The organism is Desulfovibrio psychrotolerans (genome assembly GCF_013340305.1).
In the GTDB taxonomy this organism is placed as follows: domain Bacteria; phylum Desulfobacterota; class Desulfovibrionia; order Desulfovibrionales; family Desulfovibrionaceae; genus Halodesulfovibrio; species Halodesulfovibrio psychrotolerans.
Map to the genome: position 1 here is coordinate 120465 of NZ_BLVP01000006.1, position 18632 is coordinate 139096.

The 18632-nt window shown below is 61.9% G+C and carries 15 protein-coding genes; 12 read left to right on the forward strand and 3 right to left on the reverse strand.

Annotation, left to right across the window (positions count from 1 at the left end; genetic code table 11):
- Positions 1 to 203: 203 nt before the first annotated feature.
- Positions 204 to 1289, forward strand: a complete 1086-nt coding sequence (gene cobT / locus HUV26_RS05820; protein ID WP_174409173.1) for a nicotinate-nucleotide--dimethylbenzimidazole phosphoribosyltransferase — start codon at positions 204 to 206, stop codon at positions 1287 to 1289.
- A gap of 178 nt (positions 1290 to 1467) precedes the next feature.
- Here cobT and HUV26_RS05825 read toward each other — a convergent pair whose 3' ends face one another.
- Genes HUV26_RS05825 through HUV26_RS05835 form a run of 3 tightly spaced genes read right to left on the reverse strand, consistent with a single transcriptional unit; the run spans position 1468 to position 4442 of the window.
- Positions 1468 to 2865 (reverse strand): TRAP transporter large permease, encoded by a 1398-nt coding sequence (locus tag HUV26_RS05825; RefSeq protein WP_174409174.1) that lies wholly within the window; start codon positions 2863 to 2865, stop codon positions 1468 to 1470.
- Positions 2862 to 3440: a TRAP transporter small permease gene (locus HUV26_RS05830; protein ID WP_174409175.1), complete on the reverse strand. Its 579-nt coding sequence runs from the start codon at positions 3438 to 3440 to the stop codon at positions 2862 to 2864. Before HUV26_RS05830 ends, HUV26_RS05825 begins: the two co-directional genes overlap by 4 nt.
- Positions 3441 to 3452: 12 nt before the next feature.
- Positions 3453 to 4442 (reverse strand): TRAP transporter substrate-binding protein, encoded by a 990-nt coding sequence (locus HUV26_RS05835; protein WP_174409176.1) that lies wholly within the window; start codon positions 4440 to 4442, stop codon positions 3453 to 3455.
- Positions 4443 to 4894: 452 nt separating this feature from the next.
- Here HUV26_RS05835 and HUV26_RS05840 point away from each other — a divergent pair, with 452 nt between their 5' ends.
- From HUV26_RS05840 to HUV26_RS05885, 11 genes are all read left to right on the forward strand, one after another.
- Positions 4895 to 5548: a succinate dehydrogenase/fumarate reductase transmembrane subunit gene (locus HUV26_RS05840; RefSeq protein WP_174409177.1), complete on the forward strand. Its 654-nt coding sequence runs from the start codon at positions 4895 to 4897 to the stop codon at positions 5546 to 5548.
- Between the two features lie 176 nt (positions 5549 to 5724).
- A complete protein-coding gene (locus HUV26_RS05845) occupies positions 5725 to 7611 on the forward strand; it encodes a fumarate reductase flavoprotein subunit (protein WP_174409178.1) in 1887 nt (628 codons plus the stop codon).
- Between the two features lie 12 nt (positions 7612 to 7623).
- A complete protein-coding gene (locus HUV26_RS05850) occupies positions 7624 to 8412 on the forward strand; it encodes a fumarate reductase iron-sulfur subunit (RefSeq protein ID WP_174409179.1) in 789 nt (262 codons plus the stop codon).
- A complete protein-coding gene (locus HUV26_RS05855) occupies positions 8399 to 9235 on the forward strand; it encodes a fumarate hydratase (RefSeq protein ID WP_174409180.1) in 837 nt (278 codons plus the stop codon). The genes HUV26_RS05850 and HUV26_RS05855 overlap by 14 nt, the downstream gene beginning before the upstream one ends.
- Before the next feature lie 59 nt (positions 9236 to 9294).
- A complete protein-coding gene (locus HUV26_RS05860; protein ID WP_174409181.1) occupies positions 9295 to 9840 on the forward strand; it encodes a Fe-S-containing hydro-lyase in 546 nt (181 codons plus the stop codon).
- A 31-nt stretch (positions 9841 to 9871) separates the two neighbouring features.
- Complete coding sequence (locus tag HUV26_RS05865) at positions 9872 to 11194, forward strand: malic enzyme-like NAD(P)-binding protein (RefSeq protein ID WP_174409182.1); 1323 nt, start codon at positions 9872 to 9874, stop codon at positions 11192 to 11194.
- 471 nt (positions 11195 to 11665) lie between these two features.
- Positions 11666 to 12514: a sulfide/dihydroorotate dehydrogenase-like FAD/NAD-binding protein gene (locus HUV26_RS05870; protein WP_174409183.1), complete on the forward strand. Its 849-nt coding sequence runs from the start codon at positions 11666 to 11668 to the stop codon at positions 12512 to 12514.
- A complete protein-coding gene (gltA, locus tag HUV26_RS05875) occupies positions 12501 to 13925 on the forward strand; it encodes an NADPH-dependent glutamate synthase (protein WP_174409184.1) in 1425 nt (474 codons plus the stop codon). Before HUV26_RS05870 ends, gltA begins: the two co-directional genes overlap by 14 nt.
- A gap of 263 nt (positions 13926 to 14188) precedes the next feature.
- Positions 14189 to 15511 carry a (Fe-S)-binding protein gene (locus HUV26_RS05880; RefSeq protein ID WP_174409185.1) on the forward strand — a complete coding sequence of 441 codons (1323 nt, stop codon included), beginning with the start codon at positions 14189 to 14191 and terminating at the stop codon, positions 15509 to 15511.
- Positions 15512 to 15546: 35 nt separating this feature from the next.
- Complete coding sequence (locus HUV26_RS17080) at positions 15547 to 15774, forward strand: FAD-dependent oxidoreductase (protein WP_205245121.1); 228 nt, start codon at positions 15547 to 15549, stop codon at positions 15772 to 15774.
- Between the two features lie 36 nt (positions 15775 to 15810).
- On the forward strand, positions 15811 to 18630 hold the full coding sequence (locus tag HUV26_RS05885; protein ID WP_205245122.1) for a 4Fe-4S binding protein: 2820 nt from the start codon (positions 15811 to 15813) through the stop codon (positions 18628 to 18630).
- Positions 18631 to 18632: the final 2 nt, after the last annotated feature.

Below are 18632 nucleotides of genomic sequence, written 5' to 3' on the forward strand. Positions count from 1 at the left end.
CCATCGTCCGCCCGCGGGCGCATCTCCCAGCCTAGCACGCAGGCGGGACACTTTTCAAGAAGCCGCGCACCGATAAGACTGCCGACAACCCCGCATTCCCCATCCGGCCCGGCACAGCACGGCCACACAGCCCCGCCGCTTGTCATTCCGGCCCGATGCGCGTAGCCTGCGCGCCAAAACAGCCTTTCCAGTGGAGTCACAGCATGGATTCAGAACAGCGTTTCACATCGGCCCTGCAGGCCATCCGCCCCGTGGACACCTCCTTCTCCGCACAAGGACAGGCGCATCTGGACGACCTCACCAAACCGAAGGGCAGCCTCGGCAGGCTGGAAGAAATAGCCCTGCGCCTGTTCTGCATCCAGAAAGGTGCCCGGCCCATTGCCGCCGACCCCGCCCGCATCTACACCATCGCGGGCGACCACGGCGTCACCGCCGAGGGTGTGTCCCTCTTCCCGCAGGAGGTCACCCGCCAGATGGTGCTTAATTTCCTCAACGGCGGCGCAGGCATAAACGTGCTGGCGCGCACCGTGGGCGCAGACCTCATGGTGGTGGACGCGGGCAGCTGCGGCGGCACCTACCCGGAGCATCCCAAGCTGCTCCAGCGCAAGGTGGCGCAGGGCACGGATAACTTTGTCAACGGCCCCGCCATGAGCCGGAAAAACTGCCTCACCGCCCTGCTGCTGGGCATGGAACTGGCAGACATGGCAGCGGAACAGGGCTGCCGCACCGTTGCCACCGGCGAGATGGGCATCTCCAACACCACCCCCGCCACCGCCCTCTACTGCGCCTTTCTGGGCATAGACCCTGCGGAAATCACCGGCGCGGGCACAGGGCTGGACGCAGGCGGCATAGCCCGCAAAACAGCCGTCATCCGGCAGGCTCTGCAGACCAACCGTGCCGCCGTGGAAACGACAGACCCCGTGAACATTCTCGCGGCGCTGGGCGGGTACGAAATTGCCGCCCTTGCCGGGCTTGTGCTCGGTGCTGCGCGCAACGGGCTTGCGGTGCTGGTGGACGGCTTCATCTCCACAGCGGCGTTCACCGCCGCAGCCGCCCTGTGCCCGCATGTGCATGACTACGCCTTTTTTTCCCACGCCTCCGCAGAGCAGGGACACCGCAAGATTCTCGCCGCCCTCGGCAACCGCCCGCTGCACGATCTGGACCTGCGCCTCGGCGAAGGCACAGGGGCTGCGCTCAGCCTGTTCCTGCTGCGTTCTGCCTGCAATATCTTCAACGACATGGCAACCTTCAGCGCCGCAGGCGTGGCCAAGGGCGCAGAAACGCTGTAGCCGGGCATCGCCCATCCCATACGCAACAACGAACAAACCCCGCCCTTCCGGACGGGGTTTTCTTTGCAAAACCGCTTCACATTCCACACACGTCCGCGCAAATCCGGGCAAATCCGGGCGGCAGGCCGCTTTCATGCTACAGCCTGCCGCGCGGCGTTCATTCATGCCTTACAGGGGATCAATACCCCTTGAGCGAATCGATGTACTCCGGCAGCCACAGCGAAATCTGCGGCACGTAGGTCACAACGATAAGGAATCCGAGCAGAATCAGCAGCCACGGGAAGGCAGCCCGCACCACCCATGTCAGGCTGCGCTTGGTTATACCCGCCGTGACAAACAGGTTCAGCCCCACGGGCGGCGTTATCATGCCTATTTCCATGTTCACCACACACATCACGCCCAGATGGATGGGATCAATCCCCAGCGCCACGGCAATGGGGAAGATGATGGGAATCATGATCATGGTAATGGCGGAAGGCTCCATGAAGTTGCCCGCCGCCAGCAGCAGAATATTCACCACAATAAGGAAGCCCCACGCGGGAAGCCCCCAGCTGACAATGGTTTCCGCTATGGCGTGCGGAATCCGCTCTGTGGTCAGCACGTGGGCAAAGAGCATGGCGTTGCCGATGATGAACAGCAGCATAATGCTCACCTTGGCCGCATCCAGCAGCACGTGCCGCACCTCAGGATGCACCCACGAGCGGGGCAGCGCCAAGGCTGTCTGCCACACACCCCGCGCAAGGGCGGCGAAGATGTTCTCCCCCTTCCTGCGCAGGGGCACTCCCTTCAGCGGTCCCATGTCGCGGTAAATGAACACCGCCACCAGATAGGCGTACACGGCGGAAACCGCCGCAGCCTCCGTGGGGCTGCATATGCCGCCGTAAATGGACCCGAGCACAATGATGACCAGCATCAGCCCGCCAAGCGCCGTGAACCCGGAACTGAACACCTGCCGGAATCCCGGCCACGGCAGCGCCGGATAGTTCTTAATGCGCGCCACAATATAGATGGCGAGCATGAGCAGCAGCCCCAGGCTCAGACCGGGAATAAGCCCTGCCATGAACAGCCGCGCCGCCGACTCCTGCGTGGCAGCGGCGTACACCAGCATGACAATAGACGGCGGAATGAGAATGCCCAGCGTTCCCGCGTTGCATATCACGCCCGCCGCAAAGCTTTCAGGATACCCGGACCGCACCATGCCCGCTATGACTATGCTGCCTATGGCCGCCACCGTTGCGGGCGAAGAACCGGAAACAGCGGCAAAGAGCATGCACGCCAGCACAGACCCCATGGCAAGCCCGCCCTTCACGTGTCCCACGCAGTCCAGCGCAAAGTTGATGAGCCGTTTGGCCACCCCCCCCGTGGAAAGAAACTGCGAAGAAAGGATGAAGAACGGAATGGCCAGCAGGGTATAATGTTCGGAAACCGACTCCAGCAGCTTAAGCGCTATGGAAGCCAGCGAGTCGTTGGAAAAGAACAGAATAGTGGTTATGCTGGAAAGCCCCAGCGCAATGGCAATGGGCATCCCCGTGGCAATGCAGAAGAAAAGCAGTATGAACAGTGCTGCGGTGGTCATAGCGCCTCACCGTCCTTTTCCGTCTTCGTGCCCGCATCAGGTTTTGCCCGGTCCTCGTCCCCCTGCGCCAGCACAAGGCTTTCCTTGGCCTCATCTTTAAGCTTAAAGCCCACGGCCTCGCCGCGCACCACCGCCAAAAGCTGCTCCATAAGCCGCACCGCCAGCAGCAGCATGCCTATGAAGATAATGCTGTTCGCCGCCCATTTGGGAACGGGTATATCCTCCAGTTCTATGCCCACAAGCATCAGCTTTTCCAGATACAGCCAGCTGCCCACAAGAAACAGCCCGCTGTATATCAGGCACAGCGTAATGGCGAAAATGCTCACCGCCCGCTGCACATGCTCCGGAAACAGCTTTACCAGCGCATCCACGCCGATGTGCGAGCCAACTTTAATGCCGTATGAAACGCCGAACAGCACCATCCAGCCGGAAAGCAGCAGCGTAAGCTCCTGTGCCCAGTGAATGCCTATGCCGAACGCGAACCGCATCACCACTTCCACAAAAACCAGCAATGTCATGGCAGCAAGGAGGAGGGAAATAATCCCCTCCTCCAGCTTGGTAATAAAGGTATTCATAGCGGGAAAAAACTAGTTGTTGGAGGCAATGGCAGCTTCAAGGTTTTCCTTGCCCACGGCGTCCTCAAACTTTTTCCACACGGGCTTCATGGCTTCCACCCACGCCTCGCGCTCGGCATCGGTAAGGGTGATTATTTCCGTCCGCTTGGAGTCCGCAATGGTCTGGCGGTCTTCCATATCCTTGTCCGCCGCAGCCTTGTTGCCTATGGCAATGGATTCCTTCAGGCACTCTTCCAGAACGGGGCGTATATCGGCAGGCAGGCCGTCCCAGAAACTGGTGGAGCTTACCACCAGATAATCAAGGATGCCGTGGTTGGTTTCGGTGATATAGGGCTGCACTTCAAAGAACTTCTGGGAGTAGATGTTGGACCAGGAGTTCTCCTGCCCGTCAATGGCCTTGGTCTGCAGCAGGATAAACACTTCCGCAAAAGGCTTTTTCATGGGCATGGCACCCACCGCCTCAAACTGTGCCGCCAGCACGTCCGAGGTCATAATGCGGAACTTGCGCCCCTTGGCATCTTCCGGGGTGCGGATGGGGTTGTTGGAAGAAATCTGCTTCATGCCGTTGTGCAGATAATCCAGACCGATAATCCCCTTGCCCTTCATGGAGTTGAGCAGCGCCTTGCCCTGCGGTCCCTGCTGAAAACGGTCAATGGCTTCCATGTCCTTGAACAGGAAGGGTAGGTCATAAATCTGCAGGAGCGGTGTGTATTTCTGAAACTTGGAAAGCGCGGGTGCCAGAATATGCACGTCACCCAGAAGCAGCGCCTCCAGCTCCTTGCCGTCCCCGAAAAGCTGGGAGTTGGGATACACTTCCACAACAACCTTGCCTTCCAGCCGCTCCGCCACAAGGTCGCGGAAGGCGTTGGCCATTATGCCCTTCGGAGTGTCTTCGGCCACCACATGCGAAAACTTGATGACAATGGGCGAAGCAAAAACGGTCGCGGCAGAAAGCAGCACCGCACACACAGCCACCACAAGCACGGTCTTCAGTTTCAACATTCCTCACACCCTCCATACGGTTAAATTTGTCCAGCTATGACTACCCCCACGCTGTGCTCCTTGCAAGTTTTTCAAATAAAAAAACACTATTTTTCAATAACCTAGACCGCATCAAAGGGTGTAAATTGTGTACACAAACATAACGCTTGCGTGGTTTTGCTTGGTACAACTATTCAAAGAATCAAAAACGAGAGCAATACAACAAAAATGCTGCAAATTTTTCAAGATTGGACGCGCAAAGTGCATATGTGCTACAGACCTTTCGCGGTGGAGAAGGCTTCTTTTGCTTGATTGTTCAGTGAATAGTTGCAAAAAATGCTTATATAATCCACACTGATGCTATGGGCCTCTGCACGCGGAAATGTCTCCGCTCAGGGCGGGCACACAGCGGCCGCGCGCGGCACGGCACGTGGCATTTACGATCATCACCCGTTATCGGAGGAGTGGTTCACATGAGTTTGCACAAGGTAACGCTTCACGTCCCCCCGAAAACCAAACTCTCAGGCAGACTTGATGTCCTGATGATGGTTTCCGGCTTCCTGCTGGCGGTCTTTGTGGGAATGCACATGCTCTTTGTGGGCACGGTCATTCTCAGCCCCCGGCTCATGGACGCGCTGGCGTGGTTCTTCGAGGAACTGTATCTGGTCCAGATCGGCGGGCCGCTCATCCTGCTGGTCATGGTGGGGCACTTCATCCTCGGCGCGCGCAAAATGCCCTTCCGGCAGAAGGAATTCATCGCCTTCCGCACCCACACAGGCATGATGCGCCACACAGACACCACCCTGTGGCTGGTGCAGGTGGCCACGGCCATCATCGTTCTTATCATGGCCAGCATCCACATCTACGTCATGCTGGACACCCTTCCCATCACCGCCACCAAAAGCGCGGTCCGCATACAATACGGCAACTGGCTGCCCTTCTACGTGGTCCTGCTGGCGGCTGTGGCCGTGCACATTATCATCGGCCTGTACCGTCTGGGCGTCAAACTGGCCGTCATCACGCGGAAAAACCGCCCAAAGGCCCGCAAACTGCTCCTGTATGTGCTTGCCGCAACGGCTGTGGTCAGCCTGCTCACCCACCTGCGCCTTTCCCTCATGACCGTCTAACTGACTGTTCCTAAAGTCATTTTCTGCGGGTCGTTTACAAATGGGACGATGCACAATGCAAAAAAGGCTCTGGCCAATATGTGCAGGCGCGCAACAAGACATGCGCGGCTATCTGAGCATGTTGCAGCAGCGCAGCAGATTCCCGTTTTTCAGCGACCGGCAACAAGGAGAATCCCATGCAGATTTTTCATACAGACCTGCTCTGCATCGGGGCAGGCCTCGCCGGTGAACGCGTGGCCGTGGAAGCGGCCATGGCCGGGTTCGGCGTCACCTGTCTTTCCATCGTCCCTCCGCGCCGCTCCCACTCCTCTGCGGCGCAAGGCGGCATGCAGGCTGCTCTGGGCAACGCGGTCATGGGCAAGGGCGACAGCCCGGACGTGCATTTCGCCGACACGGTAAAAGGCTCCGACTGGGGCTGCGATCAGGAAGTCGCACGCATTTTTGCCGACACGGCCCCCATCGTCATGCGCGAAATGGCCCACTGGGGCGTGCCGTGGAACCGCGTGGTGGCGGGCACCCATACCTATTATAAAGGCGGCAAGCCCTTCGAGGCGGAAGAAGCCGCAGACAAGCACGGCCTCATCCACGCCCGCGCCTTCGGCGGCACGGCCAAGTGGCGCACCTGCTACACGGCAGACGGCACAGGCCGCGCGGTGCTGAACACGCTGGATACCAAGTGTCTGCAATACGGCGTGAGCATCCACGACCGCACGCAGGCAGAGGCGCTCATCCATGACGGCACGCGCTGCATGGGGGCCATCGTGCGCTGCCTGAAAACCGGCCAGCTCATGGCCTACCTCGCACGGGCCACACTCATCGCCACGGGCGGCTACGGCCGCATCTACCGCGCCACCACCAACGCGGTCATCTGCGACGGCGGCGGCCAGATCATCGCACTGGATACGGGTCTTGTCCCCATGGGCAACATGGAAGCCGTGCAGTTCCACCCCACGGGCACCGTCCCCACGGATATTCTCGTGACCGAAGGCTGCCGGGGCGACGGCGGCACCCTGCTCGATGTGAACGGCTACCGCTTCATGCCCGACTACGAGCCGGATAAGGCCGAACTGGCCTCGCGCGACGTGGTTTCGCGCCGCATGATAGAGCACATGCGCAAGGGATTCGGCGTGCCCAGCCCCTACGGCGAACACCTCTGGCTGGATATCCGCCACCTCGGCGAGCGGCACATCACCACCAAGCTGCGCGAGGTGTATGACATCTGCACAAACTTCCTCGGCGTAGACCCCATCCACCAGCTCATTCCCGTGCGGCCCACCCACCACTATTCCATGGGCGGCGTGCGGGTAGACAAGTCCGGCGCAGCCTACGGCCTCTCCGGGCTGTTCTCGGCGGGCGAATCCGCCTGCTGGGACATGCACGGCTTCAACCGGCTGGGCGGCAACTCGCTGGCAGAAACCGTGGTGGCAGGCTCCTACATCGGCAAGCAGGTGGTGCAGTTCCTTCAGGGCACCGAGGTGGACTTCTCCTCCGCCGCCATCCGCAATGCCCATTCCAAGGTGGCGGAACGCATCGCCCGCATAGAGAGCAACGGCAGGAGCGGCGAAAACTGCTTCACCCTGCGCAATGCCATGCAGGACGTGATGATGGAACACGTGGGTATCTTCCGCAACGAGGCGGACCTTACGGCAGGCGTGGAAAAACTGCAGACACTGCTGGAGCGTTCGGCCAACATAGGCCTGCAGGCCCCGTCACGCGGCTTCACCCCGGAAATGTCCATGGCCCTGCGCCTTCCCGGCATGCTCAAGCTGGCCCTGTGCACGGCTTACGGGGCGCTCATGCGCACCGAATCACGCGGGGCGCACACCCGCGAAGACTACCCGGAACGCAACGACCGCGACTGGCTGAACCGCACCCTCGCCTACTGGGCAGAAGGCGAAACCCTGCCCACCCTGAAGTATGAGGACGCCTCCCCCTACTTTGAAATCCCCCCCGGCGACCGGGGATACGGCGGCGGCAAGATCATTCCCGCCGACCTGCCGCCGGAAAAGCTCACCGTTCCCGGCAGGCCCGCCCCCCACACCGCCACCCCCGAGAAGCAGTAAGGAGAACGCCCCATGTCCCGCAGACTTCATCTGGAAATCTTCCGCTACAACCCGCTGGACCCGGACTCCGTGCCGCGCATGCAGTCGTTTTACGTGAACGAATATGATTCCATGACCCTGTTCATCGCCCTGAACCTCATCCGCGAGGAGCAGGACCCCGGCGTGCAGTTCGACTTCTGCTGCCGCGCGGGCATCTGCGGTTCGTGCGGCATGGTCATCAACGGCCGCCCAGGCCTTGCCTGCCATACCCAGACCCGCGACCTGCCGGACCACATCGTGCTGCACCCGCTGCCCGTGTTCAAGCTCATCGGCGACCTGTCGGTGGATACGGGCACATGGTTCCGCAACGTAGGCAAACGCATAGAGGCGTGGGTGCATACGGACGACACCGCCTTCAACCCCGCCGACGAAGAATCGCGCATGGAAAACGCGCTGGCCGAACAGATATTCGAACTGGACCGCTGTGTGGAATGCGGCTGCTGCATCGCGGCATGCGGAACGGCCCGCATGCGTGAAGACTTCATGGGTGCCGCCACCATCAACCGCGTGGCCCGGTTCTACATAGACCCCCGTGACAAGCGCAGCGATGACGACTACTACGATGTCATCGGCAACGACGAGGGAGTGTTCGGCTGCATGGGGCTTCTGGGCTGCGAGGACGTGTGCCCCAAAAAGATCCCCCTGCAGGACCAGCTCGGCATCATGCGCCGCATGCTGGCGCTGAACTCGGTCAAGGGCATCCTGCCCAAGGGCATACTGGACAGGCTGAGGCACAAAGGCTGCTGCCATGAGAAACATTGAGGCAAGAGAAATTCATGAAGCCGTGGTCGGTCTGGTCACTCAGGCCGCCCGGCATCTTCCGCCGGACGTGAATCAGGCCCTCGCCGCCGCGCTGGCGCGCGAGGAATCGGACTCCGCCCGCGAAATACTGGGCCAGCTTCTGGAAAACGCGGAACTTGCGGCCCGCACGGGGCTGCCCCTGTGTCAGGATACGGGCGTGGGCGTCTTCTTCGTGGAACTGGGGGCAGATGTCCGCGTGCAGGGCGTCCTGCCGGAAATCATCAACGCCGCCATGGTGGAAGGGTACGCCAAGGGCCTGCTGCGCAAGTCCCTGTGCCACCCCCTCACCCGCAAGAACACGGGCGATAACAGCCCCGCCGCCATCCATGTGGACATAGTGCCCGGCGACAGGCTTACCATCATGCACATGGCCAAGGGCGGCGGATCGGAAAACATGTCGCGCTGCACCATGCTCACCCCGGCGCAGGGCTGGGCAGGCATCAAGGATTTTGTGGTGCGCCGCATGGCAGAGGCGGGGCCGAACCCCTGCCCGCCCACCATCGTGGGCGTGGGCATCGGCGGCACCTTCGACATGGCCCCCGCATTGGCCAAAAAAGCCCTGTTCCGGCCTGTGGGCATCCGCAACCCGGACCCGGAAATAGCGGCCATGGAGCTGGAACTGCTGGACGCCGTCAACGATCTGGGTATAGGTCCCATGGGACTGGGCGGCAGAACGACCAGCCTTGACGTCAAGATAGAGATGCGCCCCTGCCACATCGCCAGCCTGCCGCTGGCTGTGAATGTGCAGTGCCATTCCTCGCGCGTCCGGGAGGTTGTCCTGTGATGGCCGCACATCTTCCCGGCCATATTCCCGCCGCGTATCCGGCACCGGAGGTGTAGTTCATGGCAACCTACTCCCTTACCGCCCCCCTGCGGGACGAAGACCTGCGCAAACTGCGTGCGGGCGATGTGGTGCGGCTTTCCGGCACGGTCTACACTGCGCGCGACGCCGCCCACAAACGGCTGTGTGAGCAGCTGGACAACAACGAGGAGCCGCCCTTCCCCCTGCAGGGCGCTGTCATCTACTATGTGGGGCCAAGCCCCGCGCCCGAAGGCAGGCCCATAGGTTCCGCCGGGCCCACCACCAGCTACCGCATGGATACCTACGCCCCGCGCCTGCACGCACTGGGCGTCAAGGCCAGCATCGGCAAGGGCAAACGCAGTCAGGCCGTGCGCAATGCCCTGCAGGAGCACACGGGGGTCTATTTCGGGGCCACGGGCGGCGCGGGCGCGCTGCTGTCGCAGTGCATCACCGCGGCAGAGGTCATCGCCTATGCAGACCTCGGCCCGGAAGCCGTCCGCAGGCTCACCGTTCAGGATTTTCCGTTACTGGTGGTCAACGATTCCCACGGTAACGAACTCTACGCCAAACCCAACTACGACCTGTAGCGGAGCCTTCCGCACAGCACAGGAGAATCCCATGGCCCTGTATACCAAAGAAGAGGCGCTGGACTACCACCGCCTTCCCCGCCGCGGCAAGGTGGAAGTGGTTCCCGTAAAGCCCTGCAATACCCAGAAGGATCTTTCCCTGGCCTATTCCCCCGGCGTGGCGGAAGCGTGCATGGCCATCCATGCAGACCCCTCGCTGGTCGATGCCTACACCGGCCGCTCCAACCTTGTCGGCGTGGTGTCAGACGGCACGGCGGTGCTTGGCCTCGGCAACATCGGCCCCAAGGCGGGCAAGCCGGTCATGGAAGGCAAGGGCGTCCTCTTCAAGACCTTCTGCGATATTGACGTCTTCGACATAAACCTCGCCGTAAAGAGCGCGGACCAGCTTATAGAAATCGTCAAGGCCATGGAACCCACCTTCGGCGGCATCAATCTGGAAGACATCAAGGCACCGGAATGCTTCTATATCGAAGAGACCCTCAAGCGCGAGATGAGCATCCCCGTATTCCATGACGACCAGCACGGCACGGCGGTCATCTCCGGCGCGGGCATCATCAACGCCTGCGAAATAACCAACCGCCGCATAGAAGACCTCAAGGTCGTGGTGGTGGGTGCCGGTGCGGCGGGCATTGCCTGCGCCAACTTCTATGTGCAGCTCGGCGTGGACCGCAAAAACATCTTCATGTTCGACTCCAAGGGCCTTATCCACAAGGGTCGCGAGGCCATGAACAAATACAAGGCCTCCTTCGCGCAGGACAAGGACCACGGCTCGCTGGCCGACTGCCTCAAGGGCGCGGACTGCTTCCTCGGCCTGTCGGTCAAAGACCTGCTGAACAAGGACATGGTGCAGTCCATGGCCAAAGACCCCATCATCTTCGCCATGGCCAACCCTGATCCGGAAATTCCCTACCCCGCCGCCAAGGAAGCCAGCCCCAACTGCATCATGGGTACCGGACGTTCAGACTTCCCCAATCAGGTGAACAACGTCTCCGGCTTCCCCTACATCTTCCGGGGCGCGCTGGACGTGCAGGCCACAGAGATCAACGAGGCCATGAAGATAGCCGCCGCCAGATCGCTCGCCGCCCTTGCCAAGGAACCCGTGCCCAGCGAGATATGCGATGCCTACGGCGTGAAGGAGCTTTCGTTCGGCGTGGACTACGTCATTCCCAAGCCGCTGGATGCCCGCATACTGGAATGGGAAGTTCCCGCCGTGGCCAAAGCGGCCATGGAGACAGGCGTTGCCCGCAGCCCCATTGCCGATCTGGAAGCCTACACCGCCTCCCTCAAGGAACGCGTGGCCGCCTCCCGCAAACGCATCAATGCCTATGTGAAGAGCTACGGCTTCGAATTCTAAGCCCCGACCCCACGCCATGGTCACAGCAAGGCCGTGGCCTGCTTCAGATGCTCTCCAAACGGCCCGCCGGCAGCACCGGCGGGCCGTTCCGCATAATGGCAAAGATTTTTGAGTTTTTTCGCCTCCGGAGCGCAGCAAAATTCGCCCTGCTTACACTCCCTTACGCTCCCTATTCCCCCCGGCGGCGAAAAATGGTACCCATCACCATCAATCATGCGGGAAGACTGGCCTTTGCAGCCCGTTCACTATATCATGGCTTCCACACGAAATTTCACCACGCGGCGGCCTGCCCGCCGTATACGGAGGCGTTCTGCCGCAAGTCTTCCGGATGCAGTCCGGCAGTCATAAGGCGCACAAATGGGCGCACACGGGCAGCCGCAGCCCCGTACGGACAAAAGCAACCGCAGCACGCGACAGGCCAGACAGCCCATGCGGCACAACGCATTCCCAGAACCTCAACAGGACAACCCCATGGCAAACACCATTCTCAAAAAAGAGCGGCTCATCCCCGGCCAGACCAGCAAACTGGTCATCCACGCGCCGCACATTGCGGCAAAGGCCAAGCCGGGCAACTTTGTCATCCTGCGCGTGAATGAAAAGGGCGAACGCATCCCCCTGACCATAGCGGACACCGACAAGGAACACGGCACCATCACCATCGTCTATCTGGTTCTGGGAAAAAGCACCGCCCTGCTGGAAGAACTGAACGAAGGCGATGCCATCCTCGACCTGTGCGGCCCGCTGGGCAAAGCCACCCACATCCGCACCGGCGGCACCATCATCTGTGTGGGCGGCGGCACGGGCATAGCCGCCATGCACCACATCGCCAAGGGGCACCATGAAGCGGGCAACCACGTGGTCGCCATCATCGGCGCACGCAGCAAAGACCTGCTGCTCTTCGAGAAGGAACTCAAAAGCTTCTGTCCGGAAGTGCTCATCTCCACAGACGACGGCAGCTACGGCCACAAGGGCCTTGTGACCGAACTGCTGAAGGACCGGCTGGAAAAAGACACCACCGTCACCGAGGTGGTGGCCGTGGGCCCCGTGCCCATGATGGCCGCCGTGGCCCGCACCACGGAACCGTTCGGCGTATACACCACGGTCAGCCTGAACTCCATCATGGTGGACGGCGTGGGCATGTGCGGTGCCTGCCGCGTCACCGTGGGCGGCGAAACCAGATTCGCCTGCGTGGACGGCCCGGAATTCGACGGCCACAAGGTGGATTTCGCGGAACTGCGGCAGCGGCTGGCGGCCTTTTCGCCCATGGAGAAGCAATCGTACGAACATCACTGCAGGTGCAAGTGCAATGACAAAAAGTAGGAAGGAAACCGCCCCCCGCGTTCCCATGCCCAACCAGCCCGCCGATGAACGCAGGCGCAATTTCGATGAAGTGGCGCTGGGCTACACCAGAGAAATGGCCATGCAGGAGGCGCAACGCTGCCTCCAGTGCAAAAAGCCCAAGTGTGTGAAGGGCTGCCCGGTGGAGGTGCCCATTCCCCAGTTCATCGCCGAACTTGCCAAGGGCGATGTGGAAAAAGCCTATCAGGTCATCAAATCCACCAACAGCCTGCCCGCCGTGTGCGGTCGCGTCTGTCCGCAGGAAATCCAGTGCGAAGGTGCCTGCATTCTCGGCGTCAAGGCAGAACCCGTTGCCATAGGCCGTCTGGAACGCTTCGTAGCGGACGAGTACATGCACATGGACGCCTGCGACCTCATCACCGCAAAGCCGGAATGCCCCCTCATCGACGAAGAAAAAAAGGTGGCCTGCATCGGTTCCGGCCCGTCCAGCCTCACGGTCGCCGGCTATCTGGCCTCGCGCGGCTGCAAGGTCACGGTGTTCGAGGCACTGCATGAGGTGGGCGGCGTGCTGGTCTACGGCATTCCGGAATTCCGCCTGCCCAAGGAAAAAATCGTTGCCAAAGAAGTGAACGCCCTGCGTGAACTGGAAGTGGAGTTCGTCACCAACTTCGTGGGCGGCAAGACCTTCAGCATTCAGGACCTGTTCGATCAGGGCTACAAGGCTGTCTTCATAGGCGTGGGTGCGGGGCTTCCCAAATTCCTGCGCATTCCGGGAGAAAACTTCAACGGCGTGTTCTCCGCCAACGAATATCTCACCCGCGTCAACCTCGGCCGCGCCTACGACTTCCCCAATTACGACACCCCCATCATCCGGGGACGCAAGGTCACAGTCTACGGCGGCGGCAACGTGGCCATGGATGCAGCCCGCACGGCCCAGCGTCTGGGGGCGGAATCGGTGCACATCGTCTACCGCCGCACAGCGGACGCCATGCCCGCACGGCACGAGGAAATCGAGCACGCCGTGGAAGAAGGCATTCATCTGGAAGTGCTGGCCAATCCTGTGGAATTCAGGGGCGATGAACGCGGCTGCCTCACCTCCGTGCTGCTGCAGCGCATGGAACTGGGCGAACCGGATGCCTCCGGCAGACGCTCGCCCAAGCCCATTCCCGGCAACACCTACGAGCTGGAAACCGACCTTGCCGTCATTGCCGTGGGCACCAACCCAAACCCGGTGCTGCTGGAAAATGAACCGGACCTCAAGCTCAACAAATGGGGCTACATACAGGCGGACGAGACCACGGGCGAAACCTCCATCCCCAATGTCTTCGCGGGCGGCGATATCGTCACCGGCGCAGCCACGGTCATCCTCGCCATGGGCGCGGGACGCCGCGCCGCGCGGGAAATTGCCCGCCGCCTCGGCATACCCGAATAACAGAACATCCGGAATACGAGGGGGGGGGCCACTCCCCCCTCACCGGCTGAAAGCATACAGAGCCCTCCCCGTATGGGGCCGTTCACTCACTTCCCTGCCATTTTCCGTGCGATTTTCTGCAAAACAGGATATGGTCGGAACAGGAGCCATACGGTTCCGCCGCTCCGCCCGATGGCCGGGGCACAGAAACGCAACCACGTTCAACACGGCGCATGCCAGCCTTGGGCACCCGCGCCAACGACGCACTACCGGAGCATCCACGCATGTCGGATACCACCAGCAAGCCCAAATCCCTGCCCAAGCATTCCGGCCCCTCCTTCAAGGACCAGGTGGCCGACCTGCTGCCGGAAGGCGGCAACCTGAACCTGTGCCTCACCTGCGGAGCCTGTTCCGCAGGCTGTCCCGCCACCGGGCTGGAAGGCATGGACCCCCGCAAATTCCTGCGCATGGCCGCCCTCGGCATGGACGAGGAACTCACGTCCACCCCGTGGGTGTGGATGTGCACCATGTGCACCCGCTGTGTGCACGTATGCCCCATGCGCATAAATATTCCCCAGCTGGTCTACCACGCCCGCAAAAGCTGGCCGGAAGAAAATAAGCCGCGCGGCATAGTAAATTCCTGCCTGCAAGCCTTCAAGAACGAAGGCTTCAGCGCCATGGGCGCAAGTTCAGACGATTTCCGCTTCGTGGTGGAAGACATGCTGGAAGAGGTGCGCGAGAACCAGCCCGGACAGGAAGACCTGCAAGCCCACGTAGACAGGCACGGTGCCGAGTACTTCCTCAACCAGAACTCGCGCGAACCGGTGACCGAGCCGGACGAAATGGCCCCCCTCTGGAAAATCCTGAACAAGGCGGGCTGCGACTGGACTTACGGCTCCGTGGGCTGGGCGGCAGAGAATTACTGCCTCTTCGCCGCAGACGATGAACGGTGGGAAGCCATGGTCCGCACCAAGATAAAGGCGGTGGAGGACCTTGGCTGCAAATACTGGCTGAACACGGAGTGAGGCCACGAACTGTACGCAGTCCGGTTCGGACTGCAAAAATTCAATATCAAGACAGACGTACAGATAGAATCCATCATCCGCCTTTACGCGCGCTGGGTGCGTGAAGGCAAGCTGTCCGTAAACTCCGACTGGAACAAGGACAACATCAAGTTCACCGTGCAGGACCCCTGCCAGCTGGTGCGCAAATCCTACGGAGACCCCGTGGCAGATGACCTCCGCTTCGTGGTCAAGGCGGTGGTGGGCGAAGACAACTTCATAGACATGTGGCCCAACAAGTCCAACAATTACTGCTGCGGCGGCGGGGGCGGGTTCCTGCAATCCGGCTTCCCGGAAGCCCGCCGCTACTACGGCAAGCGCAAGGATGAGCAGATTCGCAACACGGGCGCGCCTTACGTCATCGCGCCCTGCCACAACTGCCACTCGCAGATTCACGACCTGTCGGAATTCTACGGCGGCGGCTACCATGTGGTGCATCTGTGGACCCTCATCGCCCTGTCGCTGGGCATGCTCGGCGAAAACGAGCGGGAGTATCTGGGCGCGGACCTGTGCGACTGCGGGCTGTGCGAGACAAACGGCGAATAATCCCACGAACACGCTACCCACGCGGAGAGGAAGCCATGATCGCAGCAAACGATGAAACTCCGGCCCCCCGGCACACCAAAGCCGTAGGCAATGCGGTGCAGGGTGCCGTCATGGTGGTGGGCGGCGGCATAGCAGGCATGCAGTCTGCGCTGGACCTCGCCAACGCCGGATTCAAAGTCTATCTGGTGGAGCGCAGCCCCGGCATCGGCGGCATGATGGCGCAACTTGCCAAAACATACCCCACCAACGACTGCGCCCTCTGAATACTCTCACCCAAGCTGGTAGAGTGCGGTCGGCACTTGAACATAGAACTCATGCCCCTCACCGAGGTGCAGAAGGTGGAAGGCGAAGAAGGCGACATGACCGTGCACCTGCGGCAGTCGCCCCGGTATGTTGACCCGGAAAAATGCATCGCCTGCGGCGAATGCGCGCGCAAGTGTCCCAAAAAGGTGCCGGATGCCTTCAATGCGGGCCTGAATACCCGCAAGGCGGCCTACATCCTCTATGACCAGACCGTGCCGCTCAAATACGCGCTGGACGCGGAGCACTGCATCTACCTGCAAAAGGGCAAGTGCGGCGCGTGCGCCAAGGTCTGCCCGGCAGACGCCATCCGCTTTGACGATGCACCGCGCGACCGGACCGTGCGCGTCGGCTCGGTGGTGCTCGCCCCCGGCACAGCCGTCTTCAACCCCGCCCCCTACGACAGTTACGCCTACTCCCGCATCCCGGACGTCATCACCAGTCTGGAATTTGAGCGCCTGCTTTCCGCCTCCGGCCCCTGTCAGGGGCATGTGCGGCGACCTTCAGACGCCACGGAACCCAGACGCATCGCATGGCTGCAATGCGTGGGTTCACGCGCCAACAACCGCTGCGACAACGACTACTGTTCCAATGTCTGCTGCATGTACGCGCTGAAGCAGGCACTGGTCACGGCAGACCACGCGCAGGGGTCGGGACACGGGCAGGCCATCTTCTTCATGGACGTGCGCGCCCACAACAAGAGCTTTGAAGAATATTACCAGCAGGCGCAAAACAAGGGCGTGCGCACCCTCAGGGCGCGCCCCCACTCCCTGCTTCCCGGCGAGAACAACCGGGGAGTGGAGGTCGGCTACGTGGACGAGGCAGGCACCGCCCACACAGAGACCTTCGACCTCATGGTCCTTTCCGTGGGGCTGGAAGCCCCGCCGGAAGCCAAACGGCTGGCAGACCTGTTCCGCATAGAACTGGACCGCTGGAACTTTGCCGCGACCAATCCCTTCGATCCCGTACGCACCTCACGCAACGGTGTGTATGTGTGCGGCGGCTTTCAGGAGCCCAAAGACATTCCCCGCTCCGTCATGGAAGCCAGCGCGGCAGCCGCAGCCGCAGCCGCCACCGCCGTCCTTGCCCCCGCGCGCGGCACACAGGCTGCGGAACGCGCCCTGCCCCCGCAGACAGATGTGCAGGGCGAACCTCCCCGCATAGGCGTGTTCGTCTGCGCCTGCGGCATAAACATCTCCGGCGTCATAGACGTGCACACCCTTGCGGACTTCGCAGCCACCCTGCCCGGCGTGGTCTACACAGACAACAACATGTTCTCCTGCTCGCAGGATACGCAGGTGCTCATTGCACAGGCCATCCGCACCCACCGCTTAAACCGCGTGGTGGTGGCAGCCTGCACCCCGCGCACCCACGAACCGCTGTTCCGCAACACGCTGGAATCCGCAGGGCTGAACAAATACCTCTTCGTCATGGCAAACATCCGCAACCACGGCGCATGGGTGCATGCATCAGACCCGCAGGCCGCCACGCGCAAGGCCATGGATCAGGTGCATATGGCCGTGGCCAGCGCGCGCCATCTGGCCCCCCTGCGCGAGGTGGAACTGGGCGTCACCCCGGCGGCACTGGTGGCTGGCGGCGGCGTGGCAGGCATGACCGCCGCGCTGACCATTGCCGATCAGGGCTTTCAGGTCCACCTTGTGGAACGCCGCCCGGTGCTGGGCGGCAACGCCCGCAGGCTGCGCGTGGCGCAGGGCAACCACCCCGTGGCCCCCTACCTCGCCGAACTGGAGGCCAGCGTCCGCGCCCATGAACACATCACCCTGCATCTGGAATCGGAAATAACGGCCATAGACGGGTTTGTCGGCAACTTCGTCACCAGCCTGCGCAGCGGCGCGCAGGAAACAACACAGCTGCGCCACGGCGCGGTGGTGCTGGCAACCGGCGGGCGCGGGCTGGAACCGGAAGGACTCTACGGCTACGGCACCCATCCAAACATCATGACCCACCAGCGCATAGACGCCGGATTCATGGACGGCAGCCTGAACCCCGCCCATCTCAACACGGCGGTGTTCATCCAGTGCGTCGGTTCGCGCGAGCCTTACCGCCCCTACTGTTCGCGCGTGTGCTGCACCCACACGGTGGAAAGCGCGCTGCACATCAAGCGCGAAAACCCGGACACCCGGGTCATCGTCCTCTACCGCGACATGCGCACCTACGGCCAGCGCGAGCTGCTCTACAAGGCGGCGCGTGAGGCAGGCGTCATCTTCTCCCGCTTCTCGCTGGAACACAGGCCGCAGGTGTCCGTGCGCGACAACGCCATCAGCGTCACCTTCCGCGACCATGTGCTCCAGCAGGACCTGACCGTGGAAGCGGACCTGCTGGGCCTCGCCTCTGCCATCATCGCCCCGGAAGACAACCCCCCGGCCCACATGGTCAAGGCCCCGGTCAGCGACGAAGGCTGGCTGGTGGAAGCCCACGCCAAACTGCGCCCGGTAGATTCCGTCACAGACGGCGTCTTCATCGCAGGGCTGGCCCAGTACCCCAAACCGCTGGAAGAAGCCGTCACGCAGGCACGCGCCGCAGCCGCCCGCGCCACGGCAGTGCTCTGCCGCACGCACATGACGCTGGCGGGCACCGTGGCTGTCATCAACAAACGCAAATGCGTGGGCTGCGCGGTGTGCTGGCAGGTCTGCCCCTACAACGCCATCGCCCCGGATGATACGAACCGCGCCGAGGTCAACCCCGCCCTGTGCAAGGGCTGCGGGCTGTGCGTCGCCGCCTGCCGCTCGGGTGCGCCCGACCTGCAAGGATTCACCACACGCGACATCATGGCGCAGGTATCCGCCATGCTCGGATAGGA